This window comes from Arthrobacter sp. Cza30 (genome assembly GCF_059090765.1).
The window spans coordinates 426960-446945 of record NZ_JBNHGA010000005.1; the positions used below are offsets into that span (position 1 = coordinate 426960).

At 69.7% G+C, this 19986-nt stretch carries 20 protein-coding genes; 11 read left to right on the top strand and 9 right to left on the bottom strand.

Annotated elements, in window-relative coordinates; translation table 11 throughout:
- Positions 1-30: 30 nt before the first annotated feature.
- Positions 31-1215 (bottom strand): molybdopterin-synthase adenylyltransferase MoeB, encoded by a 1185-nt coding sequence (moeB, locus tag AC5RVZ_RS19180; protein ID WP_494067318.1) that lies wholly within the window; start codon positions 1213-1215, stop codon positions 31-33.
- A gap of 118 nt (positions 1216-1333) precedes the next feature.
- Between moeB and AC5RVZ_RS19185 the strand changes: the two genes are divergently transcribed.
- Genes AC5RVZ_RS19185 through AC5RVZ_RS19195 form a run of 3 tightly spaced genes read left to right on the top strand, consistent with a single transcriptional unit; the run spans position 1334 to position 2542 of the window.
- Entirely contained in the window at positions 1334-1954 is a 621-nt protein-coding gene (locus AC5RVZ_RS19185; protein ID WP_494000274.1) for a TetR/AcrR family transcriptional regulator, read from the top strand.
- Positions 1955-2011: 57 nt separating this feature from the next.
- A complete protein-coding gene (locus AC5RVZ_RS19190) occupies positions 2012-2236 on the top strand; it encodes a DUF3107 domain-containing protein (RefSeq protein WP_136784705.1) in 225 nt (74 codons plus the stop codon).
- Positions 2237-2242: 6 nt separating this feature from the next.
- Positions 2243-2542, top strand: coding sequence for a hypothetical protein (locus tag AC5RVZ_RS19195; protein ID WP_494067319.1), 300 nt, complete (start codon positions 2243-2245; stop codon positions 2540-2542).
- Between the two features lie 23 nt (positions 2543-2565).
- Here AC5RVZ_RS19195 and AC5RVZ_RS19200 read toward each other — a convergent pair whose 3' ends face one another.
- Positions 2566-2901, bottom strand: a complete 336-nt coding sequence (locus AC5RVZ_RS19200; RefSeq protein ID WP_494067320.1) for a 4a-hydroxytetrahydrobiopterin dehydratase — start codon at positions 2899-2901, stop codon at positions 2566-2568.
- Positions 2902-2999: 98 nt separating this feature from the next.
- Entirely contained in the window at positions 3000-3695 is a 696-nt protein-coding gene (locus AC5RVZ_RS19205; protein WP_494012558.1) for a ferritin-like fold-containing protein, read from the bottom strand.
- 51 nt (positions 3696-3746) lie between these two features.
- Between AC5RVZ_RS19205 and AC5RVZ_RS19210 the strand changes: the two genes are divergently transcribed.
- The 3 genes from AC5RVZ_RS19210 to AC5RVZ_RS19220 all read left to right on the top strand — a co-directional run bounded on the left by AC5RVZ_RS19210 (position 3747) and on the right by AC5RVZ_RS19220 (position 8162).
- Entirely contained in the window at positions 3747-5294 is a 1548-nt protein-coding gene (locus AC5RVZ_RS19210) for an RNB domain-containing ribonuclease (protein WP_494067321.1), read from the top strand.
- Positions 5295-5619: 325 nt separating this feature from the next.
- Complete coding sequence (locus AC5RVZ_RS19215; RefSeq protein ID WP_494067566.1) at positions 5620-7239, top strand: DEAD/DEAH box helicase; 1620 nt, start codon at positions 5620-5622, stop codon at positions 7237-7239.
- Positions 7239-8162, top strand: coding sequence for a DNA-methyltransferase (locus tag AC5RVZ_RS19220; RefSeq protein WP_494067322.1), 924 nt, complete (start codon positions 7239-7241; stop codon positions 8160-8162). Before AC5RVZ_RS19215 ends, AC5RVZ_RS19220 begins: the two co-directional genes overlap by 1 nt.
- A gap of 36 nt (positions 8163-8198) precedes the next feature.
- On the opposite strand, the gene AC5RVZ_RS19225 is transcribed toward AC5RVZ_RS19220, so the two are convergent.
- On the bottom strand, positions 8199-9062 hold the full coding sequence (locus AC5RVZ_RS19225; protein ID WP_494067323.1) for a PHP domain-containing protein: 864 nt from the start codon (positions 9060-9062) through the stop codon (positions 8199-8201).
- A 190-nt stretch (positions 9063-9252) separates the two neighbouring features.
- Here AC5RVZ_RS19225 and AC5RVZ_RS19230 point away from each other — a divergent pair, with 190 nt between their 5' ends.
- Positions 9253-10710, top strand: a complete 1458-nt coding sequence (locus tag AC5RVZ_RS19230; protein ID WP_494067567.1) for an aminopeptidase P family protein — start codon at positions 9253-9255, stop codon at positions 10708-10710.
- A gap of 173 nt (positions 10711-10883) precedes the next feature.
- Here AC5RVZ_RS19230 and AC5RVZ_RS19235 read toward each other — a convergent pair whose 3' ends face one another.
- Positions 10884-11864, bottom strand: a complete 981-nt coding sequence (locus AC5RVZ_RS19235; RefSeq protein ID WP_494067324.1) for a YflT domain-containing protein — start codon at positions 11862-11864, stop codon at positions 10884-10886.
- A 165-nt stretch (positions 11865-12029) separates the two neighbouring features.
- Here AC5RVZ_RS19235 and AC5RVZ_RS19240 point away from each other — a divergent pair, with 165 nt between their 5' ends.
- From AC5RVZ_RS19240 to AC5RVZ_RS19250, 3 genes are read left to right on the top strand one after another with little or no spacing between them, the layout of a single operon-like run.
- Positions 12030-13307 carry a magnesium transporter MgtE N-terminal domain-containing protein gene (locus AC5RVZ_RS19240; RefSeq protein ID WP_494067325.1) on the top strand — a complete coding sequence of 426 codons (1278 nt, stop codon included), beginning with the start codon at positions 12030-12032 and terminating at the stop codon, positions 13305-13307.
- Positions 13300-13899: a DUF1003 domain-containing protein gene (locus AC5RVZ_RS19245; RefSeq protein ID WP_494067326.1), complete on the top strand. Its 600-nt coding sequence runs from the start codon at positions 13300-13302 to the stop codon at positions 13897-13899. The genes AC5RVZ_RS19240 and AC5RVZ_RS19245 overlap by 8 nt, the downstream gene beginning before the upstream one ends.
- 3 nt (positions 13900-13902) lie before the next feature.
- Positions 13903-15054: an Mrp/NBP35 family ATP-binding protein gene (locus tag AC5RVZ_RS19250; RefSeq protein WP_494067327.1), complete on the top strand. Its 1152-nt coding sequence runs from the start codon at positions 13903-13905 to the stop codon at positions 15052-15054.
- A 61-nt stretch (positions 15055-15115) separates the two neighbouring features.
- Here the strand turns inward: AC5RVZ_RS19250 and AC5RVZ_RS19255 are convergent, their stop codons facing one another.
- The 3 genes from AC5RVZ_RS19255 to sigE all read right to left on the bottom strand — a co-directional run bounded on the left by AC5RVZ_RS19255 (position 15116) and on the right by sigE (position 17399).
- Positions 15116-15538 (bottom strand): twin-arginine translocase TatA/TatE family subunit, encoded by a 423-nt coding sequence (locus AC5RVZ_RS19255; RefSeq protein ID WP_494067328.1) that lies wholly within the window; start codon positions 15536-15538, stop codon positions 15116-15118.
- 110 nt (positions 15539-15648) lie between these two features.
- Positions 15649-16788, bottom strand: a complete 1140-nt coding sequence (locus AC5RVZ_RS19260; RefSeq protein WP_494067329.1) for an anti-sigma factor family protein — start codon at positions 16786-16788, stop codon at positions 15649-15651.
- 8 nt (positions 16789-16796) lie between these two features.
- The gene (gene sigE, locus AC5RVZ_RS19265) at positions 16797-17399 is read right to left on the bottom strand and encodes an RNA polymerase sigma factor SigE (protein WP_494067330.1); all 603 of its coding nucleotides are present in this window, start codon (positions 17397-17399) and stop codon (positions 16797-16799) included.
- A 300-nt stretch (positions 17400-17699) separates the two neighbouring features.
- Between sigE and AC5RVZ_RS19270 the strand changes: the two genes are divergently transcribed.
- Entirely contained in the window at positions 17700-18332 is a 633-nt protein-coding gene (locus tag AC5RVZ_RS19270; RefSeq protein WP_494067331.1) for an O-methyltransferase, read from the top strand.
- Positions 18333-18380: 48 nt separating this feature from the next.
- Here AC5RVZ_RS19270 and AC5RVZ_RS19275 read toward each other — a convergent pair whose 3' ends face one another.
- Positions 18381-19982: a leucyl aminopeptidase family protein gene (locus AC5RVZ_RS19275; RefSeq protein ID WP_494067332.1), complete on the bottom strand. Its 1602-nt coding sequence runs from the start codon at positions 19980-19982 to the stop codon at positions 18381-18383.
- Positions 19983-19986 lie beyond the last annotated feature (4 nt).

Genomic DNA, 19986 nt, shown 5'->3' on the forward strand with positions numbered 1-19986 from the left:
CAGCCGACCGACCGGCGTCGGGCGTGAGCTTCAGTACACCGGTTTCGAGGGCTCCACGTCCCTGACCCACGCCAGGATTCCGCCGTCGAGATGGGATACCCGGGTGTAGCCGCGCGTTAACAGGCTCTGCAGGACTTCGGCCGAGCGCGCGCCCGACTTGCAGTGGAAAACCAGGTCCGTGTCCCGAGGCAGGTCCTCGAGGGCCTCGCCGGAGAGGATGCGTCCCTTCGGAACCAGGACGGCGCCCGGAATGTTCACCACTTCGTATTCGCCCGGTTCGCGGACGTCGATCAGCTCGAAGCTGCCCCTGCCGGCATCGCGGTCGGCCAGCATCCGGGACAGGGTGCGGGCGTCCACCGCGTGGTCGGCATCGACCCGGCGCGCCGGCGCCACCCCGCAGAACGCCTCGTAGTCGGCCAGCCCGGTGATCGGCTCGGCGTCGGGATCCTTGCGCACCTTCAGCTCCCGCCAGCTCATCTGGAGGGCATTGAAGACCAGGACGCGGCCCAACAGCGTCTGCCCGATGCCGGTGATCAGCTTGATCGCCTCATTGACCATCACGGAGCCGATCTGTGCGCACAGGACGCCGAGAACGCCGCCCTCGGCGCAGGACGGCACCGAGCCGGGCGGCGGCGCCTCCGGATAGAGATCGCGATAGTTCGGCCCGTGGGCGTCCCAGAAGACACTCACCTGCCCGTCGAACCTCAGTATGGATCCCCACACGTAGGGCTTGCCCAGCAGCGCGGCGGCGTCGTTGACCAGATACCGGGTAACGAAGTTGTCCGTGCCGTCCAGGATGACGTCGTAGCCGGCGAAAATCTCCAGGACGTTGCCGGTGTCCAGCCGGACCTCGTGCAACACCACGTCCACGCCGGGGTTCAGCGCCAGGATGCTGTCCCGTGCCGAGGCCGCCTTGCTGCGCCCCAGGTCCGCCACGCCATGGATGACCTGGCGCTGCAGGTTGCTCGCTTCCACCTCGTCGTCGTCCACGATCCCGATCCGGCCCACCCCCGCGGCGGCCAAGTACAGCATGGCCGGCGATCCGAGGCCGCCGGCGCCGATCACCAGCACCTTGGCGTTCTTCAGCCTCAGCTGGCCGGCCATGCCGACTTCGGGGATGATCAGGTGCCGCGAATACCGCTCGGTCTCGGCCTTGCTGAGGGACTCTGCCGGTTCCACCAGCGGCGGCAGCTGCCGGGTCTCCAAGGTGCTCATTCTTCCAATCTACGCCCCAGCCGGTTGCTGGTGCGTAGACTGGTCGGGACTGACACTTACTGCACCGTGGCGCTGTAAGTTTTCCTGACCGCAGCGCCGGAAGAGGCCGTATAATACCGTGACGACAGAACCCCGCTCAGCCGCCAAGCCCACCCGACTGCCGCGGGAGGAACGACGGCGCCAGCTGCTGCAGGCGGCACACGAGGTCTTCGTGGTCAACGGCTACCATGCGGCGGCGATGGACGAGATCGCCGACGCAGCGAACGTGAGCAAGCCGGTGCTCTACCAGCACTTCCCCGGCAAGCGGGAGCTCTACCTGGCCCTGCTGGATCACCATCTGGAATCGCTGAACGCGATGCTGATGGCCGCGCTGAACTCGACGACGGACAACAAACTCCGAGTGCACGCCACCATCCGGGCCTACTACCAGTTCATCGCCCAGGACAGCCAGGCGCACCGGCTGGTCTTCGAATCCGACCTGAACAACGACCCCGACGTGAGCGGCCGCTTGGAGGACTTCAATGCGCGGCTGGCCAGCGCCATCGCCGGAGTCATCGCCGAGGACACCAAGCTGTCGGCAGTCGAGGCCACGCTGCTGGGCCGGGCCCTGGCCGGCATGGCGCAGATCAGTGCCCGGCACTGGCTGCGCTCGGGAGGGGAACTGGATCAGGACGCCGCGAGCGAACTGATCTACCGTTTAGCTTGGCGCGGAATTTCACGCTTCCCGAAGGAACCCTAGGATAGATTCGCCAGTAGGGAACCCACCCGGCTTACAGCATTACCAGGAGGCATCAGCGTGGAAGTGAAGATCGGCATGCAGAACGTCGGCCGTGAAATCGTGCTCGATTCGTCGCAGTCGCCGGACGAGGTGGCCGAGATCGCGAGCCGCGCCATGAACGGCGGCGCCGAACTGCGCCTGACCGACGCCAAGGGACGCCTGGTCATCATCCCGTCCAATGTCCTGGCCTACGTCGAGATCGGCGCCGAGGGGCCGCGCCCCGTCGGATTCGGCGCCCTGTAACCAGCCATGGTCGCACTGGTCCTGCTGGTGCTCGTCGCCGCCGCCGTCGGCTTCACTGCCTGGGCGGTGGACCGGCGGCGCCACGCCTACGGGGTGCTGCTGCTGCCCGGGATCGCGGTGGCGGCGGCGGTGCTGCTCTGGCTCGTCCTCATGACCGCCGGACTGGGCTCCGAACCGGGCGTGCACTTCCTGTCCTGGCTGCTGCCGATGGCCGTCTCCGTTCCGGCCGTGTGGGCCGGTGCGTGGTGGATCGGACGCCGCCGCGCGCAGCGGGATACCGAACGGCTGACCGCCCTGCTGGGCTGAACGAAGCCAGCCGGGGCAGATAGCTAGCCGGGATAGCCGTCCGGGTCCGCGTCCGCGCCGAGCTTCCGGGCCAGCACGCTCACCGCTGCCGCCGCGGACACGTCGCGGGTCGTGACTTCGGAATCGGCGTCATGCGACGTGAAGCGCAGGAAGACCTTGTTGTACCGCCAGTCCAGGTCCGGGTGATGCCGCTGCTCCTCGGCCAGGTTGCCCACGGCGGCAATGAAGTTCAGGGCCTCGCGCCCATTGTCCAGCTTGAACGCGCTGACCAGCGCTCCGTCCGCGTAGCGCCACTGCGGCAACCCGCGCAGCTGCCGGTCGATTTCCTCACTGCCGAGTACGTCTTTCGCACGTCCCACGATGCCTCCCGGTTGCGCGGCGGTCTGCGGCTGCCGCGGCTTGCGGCCGCCTGTGCCGCCAGCCTACCGGCGAACCCAACCGCGTTGAAGGCCCGCGCTCACGCCGTCAGGCCCAGGTCATTCATGCGGCGCGAATGGTTCTGGGTCAGCCGGGCAAACAACTCTCCGGTGGCCTGCGCCTGCCGGTCGGGATCCTGCCCCCGCATCAGCTCGCTGAGCACGGCGCGCTCAATCCCGATCCGCTGGGCCTGGGTCAAGGCCTCCCCCACCAGCCTGCGCCCCCACAGCGCCAGCCGCGAGGCCAGCCGCGGATCGTCGGCCAGCACCTGCTGCAGCCGGGCCGCGATCATGGAGATCTGCTCGGTGTTTTCCTTGATCCGGGCGACCAGCTTCTGCGTCTCGCTGTCGAGGGCCCCGGCGATGTGCAGGTAGAAGTCGCCCAGCACGCCGTCGGTGACGTAGGCCTTCATCAGGGACTCGTACCAGTCGGCCGGGCGCGTCCGGTCGTGGAAGGCATCGATGGAGGGCTGGAACGGGGCCATGGCCGTTTCCACGTCCACGCCGAGCTGCTCCAGCTGCGCGGCCACGGCCTCGAAATGTTCAAACTCGGTCACCGCGAGCCGGCCGACGGCGGCCCGGTCATGCAGGGTGGGCGAAAAGCGTGCGTCGGAGGAAAACCGCTCGAAGGCGGACAGCTCGCCGTAGGCCATCACGCCGTACAGATCGATCAGGAATTGCCGGCGGCGGCCGGAATCCTCGCCGGGCGCTGCGGGAACGGTGCTCACGGTGCTCATAAATCCAAGGGTAGCGTCCCATTTCGACGCGGCTGCCGTTAGGCTAACCGTGTGCCGTACCCGCATCTGGACCCGAAGGTCAACGAGTCCCAGCATCTGCTGGCACGGGTGCTGAAGGACCTGCGGACAGAGTTCGACCTGCCGCAGGAGTTTGACGCGGGCGCACTCGCGGAGGCCCGGGCCGCTGTGGCCGCCCATCGGCTGCCGGAGACCGATCTGACCGCACTGGAATTCGTGACCATCGATCCGCCCGCGTCCACCGACTTGGACCAGGCCCTGTACATCGAGTCCACCGACGGCGGTTACACGGTCTGGTACGCGATCGCCGACGTCCCCTCCTTCGTGGAGGCCGGCGGTGAACTGGATGCCGAAACCCGGCGGCGGGGCCAGACGATCTATGCCCCGGACGGACGGATCCCGCTGCATCCCGACGTCATCGGGGAACAGGCCGGGTCGCTGCTGGCGGACCAGCTGCGGTCGGCCTACGTGTGGCGATTCGAGCTCGACGCCGCTGCGCGCGTCACCGCGGCAACGCTGGAACGCGCCAGGGTGCGCAGCCGGGCCAAGCTGAACTACGAGCAGGTGCAGCAGGACATCGATTCGGGCGACGCGGCGCCCACCCTGCTGCTGCTGAAGGAAGTGGGCAGCAAGCGGGTGGAGCTCGAACGCGAGCGCGGCGGGGCGAGCCTGAATGTCCCCGACCAGGAGATCGCCCATGACGGCCGGCACTACTTCATTGTCACCAGGCCGCCGTTGCCGGTGGAGGATTGGAACGCCCAGATATCGCTGATGACCGGGATGGCCGCGGCCAAGATCATGCTGGAGGGCAGGATCGGGATCCTGCGCACCATGCCGGGACCGGACGCGGACGCCGAGGCCCAGTACCGCCGGCAGACCGAGGCGCTGGGGTTCCCGTGGCCGCACGAGATGGCCTACGGCGACTATCTGCGCAGCCTGGACACCACCGATCCCAAGCAGCTGGCCCTGATGCACGGGGCCACCGCCCTCTTCCGCGGTGCCGGCTACACGCCGTTCGTCGGCGAGCTCCCGCCCGAACGGCAGCAGGCCGCCATTGCCGCCCCCTATGCGCACGCCACGGCTCCCCTGCGGCGGCTGGTGGACCGTTTCGTGCTGGTGATCTGCCATGCCCTGTGCGCCGGCGAACCCGTCCCGCAGTGGGCCCAGGACGCGCTGGAGGAATTGCCCAAGCTGATGGCGGCCTCCGACCAGCTGGCGGGACGGGTGGACCGCGCTGCCCTGGACGCCGTTGAAACGGCGCTGCTGAGCCACCGCGTCGGGGAAGAGTTCGACGCCGTCGTCATCACCGGCACCCGGTACCCGGGCAACGGAAACGGCAACGGTAACGCCGCCGGCGGCCGCAACGGGAACGGCAACGGCAACGGCAACGGGAAGGTCCTGGTGGCCGGCAGGGGCAAAGGCAACGGCGGCCAGGAGCCGTACGGCGTGGTCCAGCTCAGCGACCCGCCGGTCACCGCACGGTGCTCGGGAATCCTGGCGGCGGGGGCCACGGTGCGCGTTCGCTTGACCGTGGCGGACATCGAGGAACGGCGCCTGCACTTCGAACTCGCCGACGGTTAATGCCCCGCACGGTGCGCCGCAGGGCCCGGTTTGCCAACGACCGGTAGACTTAACCGTGTAGTACTGGATGCCCGGTCGTTGATTGAGTGAAGTGAATCCATCAACAGATCCGTCCCTACGCGATCTTTAACCTCCTTGGCTGCCTCGTTGGCAGGCCGGGAAAGCAGTTGTTAGCCCGCGATCGGCTTCCACTGGTTGCGCCACGCTTCCGCCTTGTTCCGCTCCCGCAGCACCTGCGGGACCGTTGAGCACCGCCGGCGTCGGCGCCTGAATGAACGGTATGTAATTGAACACTGAAAATATCCAGGTGGCTGGCGAACAGCTCATCCACGCTGACAACAGCGCCGAGGAACTGGTCGTCGAGGCCGTGCTGGCCTCCGACGAGCGCCCCCACGAACTGCCCAAGCAGACCTTCGCCGACTTCAACGTCCGCGCGGACATCGTGCGGTCGCTTTTCGATGCCGGCATCACCCACCCCTTCCCGATCCAGGCCATGACACTGCCGGTGGCCCTCGGCGGCCACGACATCATCGGCCAGGCCAAGACCGGTACGGGCAAGACCCTGGGCTTCGGCATCCCCGCGCTGCAGCGGGTGGTGGGACCTGACGACGACGGCTTCGACAAGCTTCCGGTGCCCGGTGCGCCGCAGGCCCTGATCGTTGTGCCCACGCGCGAACTGGCCGTGCAGGTGGGCAACGACCTGATGACCGCCTCCAAGCAACGCAACGCCCGCGTCGCCGTCATCTACGGCGGACGCGCCTACGAGCCCCAGATCGAGCTGCTGCAGAAGGGCGTCGAGGTCGTGGTCGGCACCCCCGGCCGGCTGATCGACCTGCACCGGCAGAAGCACCTGAGCCTGAAGAACGTCCGCATCGTGGTCCTTGACGAAGCCGACGAGATGCTGGACCTGGGCTTCCTGCCGGACGTCGAGACGCTGCTGGCCGCGACCCCGACCGTGCGCCAGACCATGCTCTTCTCCGCCACCATGCCCGGACCGGTCATCGCCATGGCCCGGCGGTACATGACGCAGCCGACGCACATCCGCGCCGCCGACCCGGACGACGAAGGCATCACCAAGAAGGACATCCGCCAGGTTGTCTACCGCGCACACAACCTGGACAAGGACGAGGTGGTGGCCCGCATCCTGCAGGCCGAGGGCCGCGGCCGGACCATCATCTTCACCAAGACCAAGCGCACGGCCGCCAAGCTGTCCGAGGAGCTGATCGACCGCGGGTTCGCCGCCGGCGCCATCCACGGCGACCTCGGCCAGGGTGCCCGCGAACAGGCGCTGCGCGCGTTCCGCAACAACAAGGTGGATGTGCTGGTCGCGACCGACGTCGCTGCCCGCGGCATCGACGTCGAAGACGTCACCCACGTCATCAACTTCCAGTGCCCCGAAGACGAGAAGGCCTACCTGCACCGGGTGGGCCGGACCGGCCGCGCCGGCAACAAGGGCACCGCCGTCACCTTCGTGGACTGGGACGACGTCCCGCGCTGGGGCCTGATTAACAAGGCCCTCGGCCTGGATGTACCGGAACCGCAGGAGACCTACTCCTCCTCCCCGCACCTGTTCACCGACCTGAACATTCCCGAAGGCACCAAGGGCAGGCTTCCGCGCAGCCAGCGCAAGCTCGCCGGCATCGACGCCGAAAAGCTCGAAGACCTGGGCGAGACCGGAAAGCACCCGGCGCGCTCCGGCGGCCAGCGGCAGGACGGCGGCCGGGGCGGCGCCCGCCGCAGCGGCGCACGCCAGGGCGGCCCGCAGGGCCGGTCCGACTCGGGCAACCCGCGGCAGCGCCGCGGCACCGAGGAGGCGGCCGCCGAGAACACGGCCGTCGCCTCGGCCGACAAGCCGCGCCGGAAGCGTTCACGCACCCGCCGCCGCAACGGCGAGGTCGTCAACGGGACCGCCCAGCAGGTCACCGACGGCGCCAGCGGGGAATAGTGGCCGGTATCCGGTGGACGCCCGACGGCAGCTCGCTGGTGGTCCGGGCGGACAACGCCGATTTCCTGCCCACGCTGCCCGACGGCGCTTTCACCATGATCTACCTGGACCCGCCGTTCAACACCGGCCGGGCCCAGGTCCGGCAGCAGACCTCCATGGTGCGCAGCGCCGATGGTGAAGGCGACCGCATCGGGTTCAAGGGCAAGTCGTACCAGACGGTCAAGGGCACGCTCGCCAGCTACGACGACGCGTTCGACGACTACTGGTCCTTCCTGGAGCCCCGTCTCTCCGAGGCGTGGCGGCTGCTGGCCGACGACGGCACGCTGTACCTGCACCTCGACTACCGCGAGGTGCACTATGCCAAGGTGCTGCTGGACATGCTCTTCGGCCGCGAGAGCTTCCTGAACGAGATCATCTGGGCCTACGATTACGGCGCCCGTGCGCGCAACCGCTGGCCTGCCAAGCACGACAACATCCTGGTCTACGTCAAGAACCCGAAGGCGTACCACTTCGACAACGCGGAAGTGGACCGCGAGCCGTACATGGCTCCGGGCCTGGTGACCGCGGAGAAGGCCGCACGCGGCAAGCTCCCGACTGACGTCTGGTGGCACACCATCGTCTCCCCCACCGGCCGGGAGAAGACGGGCTACCCCACCCAGAAGCCCGAGGGGCTGCTGCGCCGGATGGTCGCCGCGAGCAGCCGGCCGGGCGACTGGGTGCTCGACTTCTTTGCCGGCTCCGGGACCCTCGGCGCCGTGGCCGCGGGCATGGACCGGCGGTTCGTCTGCGTGGACCAGAACCCGCAGGCCATCGACGTCATGCGCAAACGGCTGGGCCGCCATGCGGTAGTGGTTGAGGCCGCCGAGGCCACCGAGGCCACGGTCGGCGCCGGCGAGGCGGCAGCCGCACAGCCCGTTACCTGAACCCGGGTCAGGCGGCATTCACAAAGGCGTGACCAATCACCGGGCGATGCGGCCGGGAAGGTGCGCCGCAGCGCCCGTCCCGGCGGCGAGGATGCGGTCCAGCATGGCCGGGTCGGTGGTGTTTTCGCCCAGCCGGTTCGGCTTGCCCGCGCCGTGGTAATCGCTGGAACCGGTGACGATCAGATCGTGCTTGGCGGCCAGCCGGCGCAGCTGTTCCCTGCCCTCTTCCGGGTTGTCCCGGTGATCGATCTCCACGCCGGCCAGCCCCGCGTCGAGCATCTCGCGGACGACGGCATGGCCGACCACCCGGCCCCGGCTGCTGGCCACAGGATGGGCAAAGACCGGCACTCCCCCCGCCTCGCGCACCAGGGCGACGGCGGTGGCCGGGTCGGGCGCGTAGTGCGACACGTAGTAGCGCGAGTGGGCGGTCAGGATGCGGGCGAAGGCCTCGCTGCGGTCAGACACGATCCCCGCCGCCACCAAGGCATCGGCGATGTGCGGGCGGCCGATGGTCGCCCCGTGCCCGGCCCGGGCCGTGACCTCCGCCCACGAGATGGGGAAGTCCTCGGCGAGCAGTTCCACCATCCGTTCGGCCCGGGTCATCCGCGCGTCGCGGGCCTTTTTGATTTCGGCCAGCAGGCCAGGGTGGGCAGGATCGTGCAGATAGGAGAGCACATGCACGCTGATGCCCTCCACTGTCCGGCAGGTGACCTCCATGCCGGGCACAAACCCCAGGCCTGCCTCGACGGCGGCGGTTCGTGCCGCTTCCCAGCCGGCAGTGGAGTCATGGTCGGTCAGCGCCACGACGTCAAGACCGGCGGCTGCGGCGGCACGCACCACCTCGGCGGGCGGTTCGGTGCCGTCGGAAACGGTGGAATGCGCGTGCAGGTCGATCTTCACAGAACCAATTTACGCCAGGAGCCCCCTGCCGGGCGCCGATGTTGGCAGCGCCTTGGGCCGGTGAGACGATGGAACGGTGAGTACTTACCAGAATGAGGACGCCTCACAGCAGCCTGCCGGGGAGCAGCCGCTGGAAGACCGCGTCAACAACCGTTCCCAGCGCCCCGAATCGGATGCCTTCAAGGAGTTCATGGGCAGCCACTGGGCTCCGGCCGGCTCGTCCACACCGGAGCAGGATGCCGTCGCACCCTACGCCGCGCGCCGCCGTCGGGCTCTTTCCGAGCATTTCCACGGCGAGCGTCTGGTCATTCCGGCCGGCCCGCTGAAGGTCCGCTCCAACGACACCGACTACCGCTTCCGTCCGCATTCGGGCTTCGCCCACCTCACGGGCTTGGGCCTGGACCATGAGCCGGACGCCGTGCTGATCATGGAACCGACCGAGGCGGGAGCGGGCGACGACGGCGGCCACCACCGGGCCACGCTGTACTTCCGCCCCATGTCCGGCCGGGATTCCGCCGAGTTCTACGCCAACGCCCGGTACGGCGAGTTCTGGATCGGTCCCCGGCCCACGCTGGAGGAGCTGAGCCGCCGGCTGGGCCTGCCCACCGCCGACCTGGGCGAACTCGAAGTCGCCATCACCAAGGACGCCGGCGTCGTCCACGTGGGCGGCATGCGCATCCGGCTGCTGCGCGAGGTCGACTTGAACGTGGACGCCCTCGTGGACACCTCCCGGATCAACACCGGCGTGGATCTGGAGGAATCAGACCGGCTCGACGGCAAGCTCTCCGAAGCGCTGTCCGAACTGCGCCTGCTCAAGGACGAGTGGGAAGTCCAGGAGATGAAGAAGGCCGTGGAGGCCACGGTGAACGGCTTCCATGAGGTGGTCAAGGTGCTGCCTCGCGCGCTGACGCACGAGCGGGGCGAACGTGTGGTGGAGGGCGCGTTTTTTGCCCGGGCACGCGAAGAAGGCAACGACCTGGGCTACGACACCATCGCCGCCAGCGGCAACAACGCGACCATCCTGCACTGGATCCGCAACAACGGGCAGGTGAAGGCCGGAGACCTGCTGCTGCTGGACGCGGGGGTGGAAGCCGACTCCCTGTACACGGCGGACGTGACCCGCACCCTGCCGGTTAACGGTACGTTCACCGAGGTCCAGCGCAGGATTTACCAGGCGGTACTCGATGCCGCCGACGCCGGTTTCGCCGCCGCCCAGCCGGGCGTGAAGTTCCGTGACGTCCACACCGCCGCCGTGACCGTGCTCGCCGAGCGGCTGGACGAGTGGGGCCTGTTGCCGGTTCCCCTGGCCGAGGCGCTCTCCCCCGAGGGCCAGCACCACCGGCGCTGGATGCCGCACGGCACCAGCCACCACCTGGGCCTGGACGTCCATGACTGTGCGCAGGCGAAGCGCGAGTTGTACCTGGACGGCGTGCTCACCCCGGGCATGGTGTTCACGATCGAGCCCGGCCTCTATTTCAAGGACGAAGACCTGGCTGTCCCCGCCGAATACCGCGGCATCGGGGTGCGGATCGAGGACGACATCCTGATGACCGCGGACGGCCCCGTGAACCTGTCGGCGGCCCTGCCGCGCAAGCCCGAGGACGTGGAGTCCTGGATGGCCGGCATCTACGGCACCTCAGGGGAATAGCGCCCCCGGCGTCCGCCGCCGGAGCAACGCCACACAGGAAGGGATCCGCCGTCTACGACGGCGGATCCCTTCCGGTTATGTGCGCCCGTTCACGGCCGGGCCTTGCCTGGTGCGCCCGTACATGGTCGGGCCTTGCCTGGTGCGCCCGTTTATCGTGCGGGCACTGCTGGCTGCTACGTGCCGGGGCGGTCGTCGTCGTTGAAGGAGCCCGGGTTCCCCTCGCCGACCCGAGGGCCGGGGCCCGGCTGGCTCTCGCCGGCGGGCGTGCCGCCGTCGGGCTCGGAACCACCGGTCAGCGGGCTGGCGCCAGTCTGGGGCTCGCCGGTCTGCGGGCTGGCCCCGGTTTGCGCGCCGGCGCCGGGCTGGGGCTCGCCGGACTGCTGGGGCTGGGCGGGCTCGGGAGTAACGCGGATTCCGTACTGCGGGCGGCCGTCGGGCAGGTCCGGGAAGCGTCCGCGCACGGGCTGGCCCGTCACCCCGGGCTGGGCCGCGTCGGGCCGCGCCGGGCCGGGCTGGGGCTGCTGTCCCGGGACGCTGCCGCCCTGGCGGTACGGGTCCTCGCCCCACTGGGCCGGCCGCTCCGGGGCCTGCGGCTGCTGGCCCGCAGGAGGCTGCGGCCCGACGGGCGCCTGCCCGTGGTTTCCCGGCCGGCCGGGAACCGCGGTTCCGGCCATCGGCAGCTGCGCGGCCAACCGCCGGGCCTCGTGTGCCACCTCGGTGGAGACCACGACGTCATAGCTGGTGGCGATCACCTGGTTCGTGGAGGTGAAGTCCCGCTTGCCGCGCTGCAGCGCGTAGGAAATGATGCCGAACAGCATCCAGAAGGCCGCGCCCATGGCCATCGACGAGATCAGCAGCACGAAGGTTTCGCCGCCGCCGAAGAGCATCAGCAGCAAGCCGACGAACAGGCCGAACCACGCGCCGGTGGCCGCACCGGAGAGGGCAACCCGGGGGTAGCTGAGCTTGCCGGTGACCCGCTCGACCATTTTCAGGTCGTTGCCGACGATGGTCACGTGCTGGACGGGAAATTCCTCGTCCGCGAGGTAGTCCACCACCTTCTGGGCATCCAGATACGAGCGGTAGTTACCGATCAGCTCGCCCTGCGGAAGCGTACGGCTAAGGTCTCGGGAATCTGTACGGCCAAGCATCGACATACCCCCATTGTCGCTGATATACGCAACCGGTGGTTTGGGTATCGCTTCAGGTGAACGCGGGACCCCTCGCCCGCCGTCCGCCTCAGGCCCGTAGAGCGGCCCGGCCCGGGGCACGGCCGGCCCGCTGAATCCCGGATTCCGGGGGCCAGCACGTAGCCTAAAGGGGTGAGCACAAAAACCAACCGCGTCTTCGTAGCCCGGCTGCTCGGCCTGGACGTCTTCGACCCGCTCGGAGACCGCCTGGGCCGGCTGCGCGACGTCGTCGTCCTCGATTACGGCCCCGCCAAGCCGCCCCTGGTGGTCGGCCTGGTGGTCGAGGTTCCCGGCAAGAAACGCGTGTTCGTCCCGATGACCCGGATCACCTCGATCACCGCCGGGCAGGTCATCTGCACCGGGCTGGTCAACCTGCGCCGGTTCGAGCAGCGCGGCGCCGAGACCTTGGTGGTCGCCGAGATGTTCGACCGCCGCGTCACGCTCGCGGACGGCAGCGGCGATGCCACCATCCTGGACATCGGCATGGAACAGTCCCGTGACGGCGACTGGTATGTGTCCCAGCTCTTCGTCCGGCGCGGCCATTCGACCTCGCCGCTGCGCAGCCTGCGCCGCAACGAAACACTGATCGTGGACTGGCACGAGGCCTACCAGGGTGCCCGGCACGAACCGCAGTCGGCCACTACCTTCGTGGCCAGCCACGAGGACCTCAAGCCCGCCGACTTCGCCGAGGCGCTGCATGAGATGACGCAGAAGCGCCGGCTGGAAGTCGCGAGCGAGCTGCAGGACGACCGCCTGGCGGATGTGCTCCAGGAGCTGCCGGACGACGACCAGGTGCAGATCCTCACGTCGCTGGATGCCGAACGCGCCGCCGTCGTGCTGGAGGAAATGGATCCCGACGACGCCGCCGACCTGCTGGCCGAGCTGCCCGAGGAGCAGAAGGAAGAACTGCTGCAGCTGATGGAGCCGGAAGAAGCGAAGGACGTCCGCCGCCTGCTGGAGTACGAGGAAAACACCGCCGGGTCCATGATGACCCCGGTGCCGGTGATCCTGCCCCCGGAAGCCACGGTCGCCGAGGCCCTGGCGCATGTGCGCCGCGAAGAGCTCACGCCGGCCTTGGCGTCGGCCATCTTCGTCTGCCGGCCGCCGCTGGAGACCCCCACCGGGAAATACCTGGGCGTGGTCCACATCCAGCAGCTGCTGCGCTACCCGCCGCCGGAGGCGCTGGGCAACATCGTGGATACAGACCTGGAGCCGGTGCTGGACCAGGCCGATGTCAGCGACGTGGCCCGCACCCTGGCCACCTACAACCTGAATGCCCTGGCAGTGGTCAACAGCGCCGGCCGGCTGGTCGGCGCCGTGACCGTTGACGACGTGCTGGACCATCTGCTGCCCGACGACTGGCGGGCGCAGGACGACTCCCCCGTAAGCGGAGGTGGACGCTTTGGCTGAGAAGGCAGATCGGAAAATCAAGGTCGCGGGGCTGGACACCCCGCGCGAGACCCGCACGCGCCTGCTGGTCCGGTTGCGGCCGAACCCGGATTATTTCGGCAAGGCCACGGAGTCCTTCGCCCGTTTCATGGGCACCCCGCAGTTCCTGATGTGGATGTCGGTTTTCTGTCTGCTCTGGCTGGCCTGGAACACGTTCGGACCCGAACACCTGCGTTTCGACAGCGCCGCGCTGGGCTTCACCGCGTTGACCCTGATGCTCTCGCTGCAGGCCTCCTACGCCGCTCCGTTGCTGCTGTTGGCGCAGAACCGCCAGGATGACCGGGACAAGGTCTCGCTGCAGCAGGACCGCCAGCGGGCCGAACGCAATCTGGCGGACACCGAGTACCTGACCCGCGAATTGGCCGCGCTGCGGATCGCCATCCGCGAAGTGGCCACGCGTGACTTCGTCCGGAGCGAGCTGCGCTCGGTGCTGGAAGAACTGCTAGACGACGAGTCCGCGGACGAACGCCGCCGCGGCAGGCGCCGGCCCTCCGATGCCACCACCTCGCTGCCCAAGCTGCCGCCGGCCCAACACGGCGGCCAGGAGAACTGATGCATGACTGATCCACACCCGTCGCAACACCCGGACCCCGCCGCCGTACGGCGCGCACTGGGAACCGTGATCGACCCCGAGCTTCGCCGGCCCCTCGCGGAGCTGGGCATGCTCAAGGACGTCCGGATTGACGACTCCGGACGGGTCACCGTCGGCGTGCTGCTCACCATCTCGGGCTGCCCGCTGCGGGGCACCATCACCGCCGATGTCGAGCACGCCCTCGCCGACGTCCCGGGCGTCTCCGGGGTGGCGGTGCAGCTGGACGTAATGACGCCGCAGCAGCGCGACGCGCTCAAGGAGCAGCTGCGCGGCGCCGGCCGCGGCAATCCGTTCGCCGATCCGTCCTCGCTCACCCGTATCTATGCCGTGGCGAGCGGCAAGGGCGGGGTGGGCAAGTCGAGCGTCACCGTCAACCTCGCGTGCGCCATGGCCGCCCAGGGTTTGCGCGTGGGCATCATCGACGCCGATGTCTACGGTTTCTCGGTTCCCGGGCTGCTGGGCATCACGCAGGCCCCCACCCGAGTGGACGAGATGATCCTGCCGCCGGTGGCCTACGGCGTGAAGGTCATCTCGATCGGCATGTTCGTCTCAGGCAACCAGCCGGTGGCCTGGCGGGGGCCCATGCTGCACCGGGCCCTGGAGCAGTTCCTCACCGATGTCTATTTCGGCGACCTGGATGCGCTGTTCCTGGACCTGCCTCCGGGCACCGGGGACGTGGCGATCTCGGTGGCGCAGCTGCTGCCGTCCTCGCAGATCCTGGTGGTGACCACCCCGCAGGCCGCCGCGGCCGAGGTGGCGGAACGCGCCGGCGCCATCGCCGCGCAGACCGGGCAGCAGGTGGCGGGAGTCATCGAGAACATGTCCTGGCTGGCGCTGCCGGACGGATCCAGGATGGAAGTCTTCGGCTCCGGCGGCGGAACCGCCGTCGCCGAGCGGCTCTCCGCCGTGCTGGAGAAGCCGGTACCGCTGCTGGGAAGCATCCCGCTGGAGCCACGGCTGCGCGCCGGCGGCGACGCCGGCCGCCCGATCGTCCTGGACGGGGCGGACGCCTCCGGCGCCGGCAGCGCCGCGGCCGAGCTGCGGCGGATTGCGGCGGAATTGGCGGCGCGCCCGCGCGGCCTGGCCGGGCGCACGCTGGGCGTCACCCCCCGCTAGGGGCCGCGGCGGGAACCGCGCTGCGCGCCAGGGCGCGCCGGTGGGTAATGCGCTCCGGAGGTCAGGTCGCCTCGGTGTCGAACGGCGCTGGCTCACCCGGGGCCAGCTGCGTGCGGGACTTGGCCGCCGCACGCGCCGGCGCCCGCGAACCGGTTGACACGGCCGTTCCGGCCGCGGTTGCGGCTGCTGCCGCGACAGCCGGCGCCGCCGGCGCAGGACGCGGCGCCTCGTCGTCGTCCAACAAGGCTTCTTTGATGATCCGCCGAGGGTCGTATTGCCGCGGATCAAGCTTTTGCCAGTCCATGTCGACGATGTCGTCGCCGACTTCTTCGCGCAGCTGTTCCTTGGCACCTGCGGCCATGGTCTTCAGCTGTTTGACGAACCTGGCCAGCTGCGCGGCGTATTCGGGCAACCGCTCAGGTCCGAGGATCACCACGGCAAGAATTGCCAGGATGATCAGTTCTGAGCCGTTGATTCCAAACACGATTGAAGGTTACCCGTTCGCCGGGCCGGTCAGCCACTCGGCCGCTGCTGCCGGAGCCCCGCGGCGGCCCCTCATCCGGCCCGGGCCGTCCGGGCCTCGCCGGGGGTGCATCAGCCGGCGGCCGGCGGTTTGACCATCATGCCCAGTCCGCGGACGATCCGGCTGAGCGGATCGTCGGCCGGGGACGGCATCGGCAGCTTCAGCCGGGAGTTCTCCGACAGCACCACGTGGCTGACCGTCTCCGGCATCTCGGCCAGCGGAAGGTCGGACCACAACGTGTACGTCACCTCGTCGGAATGGAGCACCACGGTCCAGTCCTCGCCGCCGCGCACCCACACTGCGCGGTTCAGCCCGGCCACTTCCCGGAATCCGTCCATGGTCACCGGATGGCCAGTGGTCGCATTCACCGGCGGCGCGGGGTCCGCCACCCAGGCCGTTCCGCCGGCGCTGCCGTCTCCGCGCCGTTGCTCGGTGACCACCACCCGGTGGCCGCCGTCGCTGAGCTCGAGCCTGACGGCAGGCTGCCCGTCCACGACCGTCTGTTCCGCGCTCTGCAAGCGGTAGCCGAGCCCGGGCAGCAGCGGGCAGGTCCAGCCACTGCGCCGCAGCTCCTCGAGTGCCGCGCCGTCCAGTGCGATCGGACGGGCGGTGCCTGCATCGGCGGCCACCGGCACCCAGGCCGTCCCGGTGGCAAGGCCCCGGCCGGCGTCCGCCTGCCCGGTCTCGCCGCCCAGCACGAAGGCCGCGGATAACGTCAGCACGGCGCAGCCGGCCAGGACCCCGCCGGCAACGGCCAGCACGCGCCTGACCGGCCTTCGCGCAGGCAACGCCTCCGCCGCGGCACCGGAGGCGGGCGGGAGGGCGCCGGCGGCGGGCGGCAGGGCGCCGGGGGCGGGCGGCACGCCGGGGGCGCGCGGATGGCCGGCGGCGGCACCGCCCGGCGCGGGGGTGCGCGCGTCCGCGCGTATGCCATCGTGCCGGTTTTCCGCGGCACCGGAGGGTTCGACGCCGAGCGGGGGCCCGGCCGGTCCGGCAGCCCCGGGCTGGCTGCAGCGCAGCAACCGCGCGGTCAGGTTGTCGTCAGGGGGCGGCACGTCCAGCGAGCGCAGGCGGTCCTGGATCCGGCGGAATTCGTCGACACTCTTGCGGCACCGCCGGCAGCGTTGAAGATGGCGTTCGAGGGCCGGGCGGCGATCATCGGAGAGTTCGCCGTCCAGGTACTCCGCCAGCTCTCTTCCCGGGTGGAGCATGGCAGCGATCAGTGGGCTCCGGCGATTCGCGGCAGTTTCAGGCGCGGGCGCTCGGCAGGATCCCGGTGCGCCAGCTTTTCCCGCAGCATCGTCCGGCCACGGTGGATCCGTGAGCGGACGGTGCCCAGCTTGACGCCAAGGGCCGCGGAGACCTCGTCATAGGACAGCCCCTCCAAATCGCAGAGCACCACTGCGGCGCGGAAGTCCGGCGGCAGCTCTTCCAGGGCGGCCTGGACATCGATATCCAGGTTGTTGAATTCGAAGCTGCGCTCGGGGCCGGGATCCTTGCCGGGCAGCCGGGCTTCGGCTTCGTCGCTCAGTCCATCGAACCGAATCCGGCTCTTGCGCCGGGCCTGGTCCAGGAAGAGGTTGGTGGTGATCCGGTGGAGCCAGCCGTCCAGCGTGCCGGGCTTGAAGTTGTCCAGCGACCGGAAAACACGGACAAAGACCTCCTGGGTGAGGTCTTCGGCGTCGTACCGGTTGCCCGTAAGCCTGAAGGCCAAGCGGTAGACCTTTGCGGAGTGGTTGCTCACCACTTCTTCCCACGTCGGAGCGACCCACTGATCGTTGCCGGCCGCGGCGGCCGACGCGGCGTCCTGTAGCTTCGTCATCATCGTGCCCCTTCGTCGGACCGCCCGCATGCCGCCCACCTCCTGGGGGTCCGGGAATGCGGCTGCGTGCTGCCGGTCTGGCTTTCGGCGTCCCGGGTACCCATCTTGGCGCAAAAAACTGGGAGAATTCTGTAAACCGGCTGCACAAATACCGCTAAGCTCTGTTCCCCGTCTGCCCCGGCCGGCGGCAGCGTGTCCCGACGCCGGGGCACGCGCCTGATCCCGCCACCTGTGGCAGTAGGCTTGGCACTGCGGCCCTGCGCCGTTTCCCCGCAAAAGCTGAAGAGAAAGCGATATTTCATGAGTGCCGACAAGCAGACGAGTTGGTCCTACACGGAGGGGCTCCCCGCCGAGGATGACGTCTTGCTTCGCGCCCGTGAGCGTTCCCATGAACTGGGCGTTGCCGCTGTCGGCACGGGGGTCGGCGCCGCCCTGACGGTCCTCGCCGCGGGTACCAAGGCGCAGACGGTGGTGGAAATCGGTTCCGGCGCCGGTGTCTCCGGGGTCTGCCTCCTGCGCGGACTGCCGCCGGCCGCGGTGCTGACCACCATCGATGCGGATGTCGACCATCTGCGTGCGGCACGCCAGTCCTTCGTCGATGCCGGTATTCCGGGCAACCGCACCCGCACCATCTCCGGCCGCGCGGCCGACGTGCTGCCCCGGCTGACCGACAACGCCTACGACCTAGTCTTCGTCGACGCGGACAAGCCCTCGTATCCGCTGTACGTGGAGCAAGCGGTCCGGCTGCTCAAGCGCGGCGGCATGCTGATTGTCAACGACGCCCTGGACCACGACCGGGTCTCGGATCCGGCCATCCGCGAAGAATCCACCACCACGCTGCGCAAGGTCGGCAAGGCCATCCGGGAAAACGACCGGCTGCTGTCCACCATCCTGCCGACCGGCGAGGGACTGCTGCTGGCCGTCAAACGCTGACCACCCGTGCCCTGCCCGCACCGGGTCGGGCCGCCGCCCGGCCCGGTGCTAGCCGCGGTAGGAGCGCAGAAAGGACAGCAGCAGCCGGGCGCCGTACCCCGTGGCGCCCTTCGTGACCTCCGCCCGGTCGGAGTCTGCCCGGGCGGGGCCGGCGATGTCCAGATGGATCCAGGGAAGGGTGCCGGTGAATTCGCGCAGGAACAGCGCTGCGGTGATCGATCCCCCGCCCACCTTCGACCGCTGGGATGCGATGTGTAAGATGTCGGCGATGCCCGATTCCAACGCGAAGCCGTATTCGGCCGCCACCTCGTCCAGGGGCATGTGCCAGACCCGCTCCCCGGTTGCCTCCCCCGCGGCTTCGAAGGCGCGCACCAGCGACGGCCGGGTGCCGTACAGCGCCGCATGCTGCCTGCCCAGCCCCAGCGACGCCGCACCGGTGAGGGTGGCGATATCCACCAAGACGTCGGGCTGCAGCCGGGCGGCGGCGTAGGAGAGGCCGTCGGCCAGCACCATGCGCCCCTCCGCATCCGTGTTGCCGATCTCCACCGTGGTGCCGTCATGGACGGTCACCACGTCGCCGGGACGGTAGGCGTCGGCGCCGATCGCGTTCTCGGCCAGGGCGAGCAGGCCGGTGACACGGTGCGGGACGCGCAGCTCCGCCGCAGCGGCCAGCACCGCCAGCACGACGCCGGCGCCCGCCATGTCGGTCTTCATCGGCACCATCGGTTCCCGCGGCTTGAGCGACAGCCCGCCGGTGTCGAAGGTGATGCCCTTGCCGACGATGACGATGTGCCTGGTGTTCTCGCCGGCCTGTGCGGGCGTGTAGTCCAGCTGGACCAGCCGGGGCGGAGTCGGCGAGGCCGATCCCACCGCCAGCAGGCCGCCGAACCCTCCGGCAGCCAGCTGATGCTCGTCCCACGTGCGGATGCCCAGGCCGCGGGCCGCGGCGAGGCGCGCGGCCTGGCCAGCCATCCACTCCGGGTTCTTCACGTTGGAGGGCATGTTCGCCAGGTCCCGTGCCAGCCACGTGGCCCGGGCGCCGGCGGCGGCCGTTGCGGCCGTCTCCGCCGCAATCCCGGTCAGTTCCAGCACCGCGGCCATCGGCTTGGGCGCGGCGGACGTCCCGGCGCGCGGCGGCCGGTAGCCGCCCAGCAGGAACCCCTCGATGAAAGCCTGTTGCAGCCCTTCCGGCAGGCCCTCGACGGCGCTGCTGCGCACTCGGTCGGTGCCCATCGTCGCCTTGGCCAGGGCGGCTCCGGCCTTGCGCAGCTCCGCCGCGCTGCCACTGCCCAGCCCAATCAAGACGAGGCGCTCAGGCAGCCGGACGGAGCCGGGCGGCGCCGGCACCGCCAGCACTTCACCGGCCTTGCCGGAGATCCCGTGGACCTCCGCCAGGGCCGCCACGTCGGCGCCAAAGTCGGCTGCCGCCTCGGCGGCACCCTGGCGCGGCTGCGGTGTGGCCCGCTCAACGTTGGCCTCGCCTTCGGCGATGGGGACCGCCAGCACCGTGACATCCCCGGCGCCTTCGGCCGGGGACTGTCCGCGGCCGAGGGCCGGAAGGGCCTGGACGCGCGCCATCTGCGGTTCAACCAGGGCCTGCTCCAGATGACGGGCGGTTTGTTCCTCTGCGGTGGAGGGAACGTGGTTCACAGCA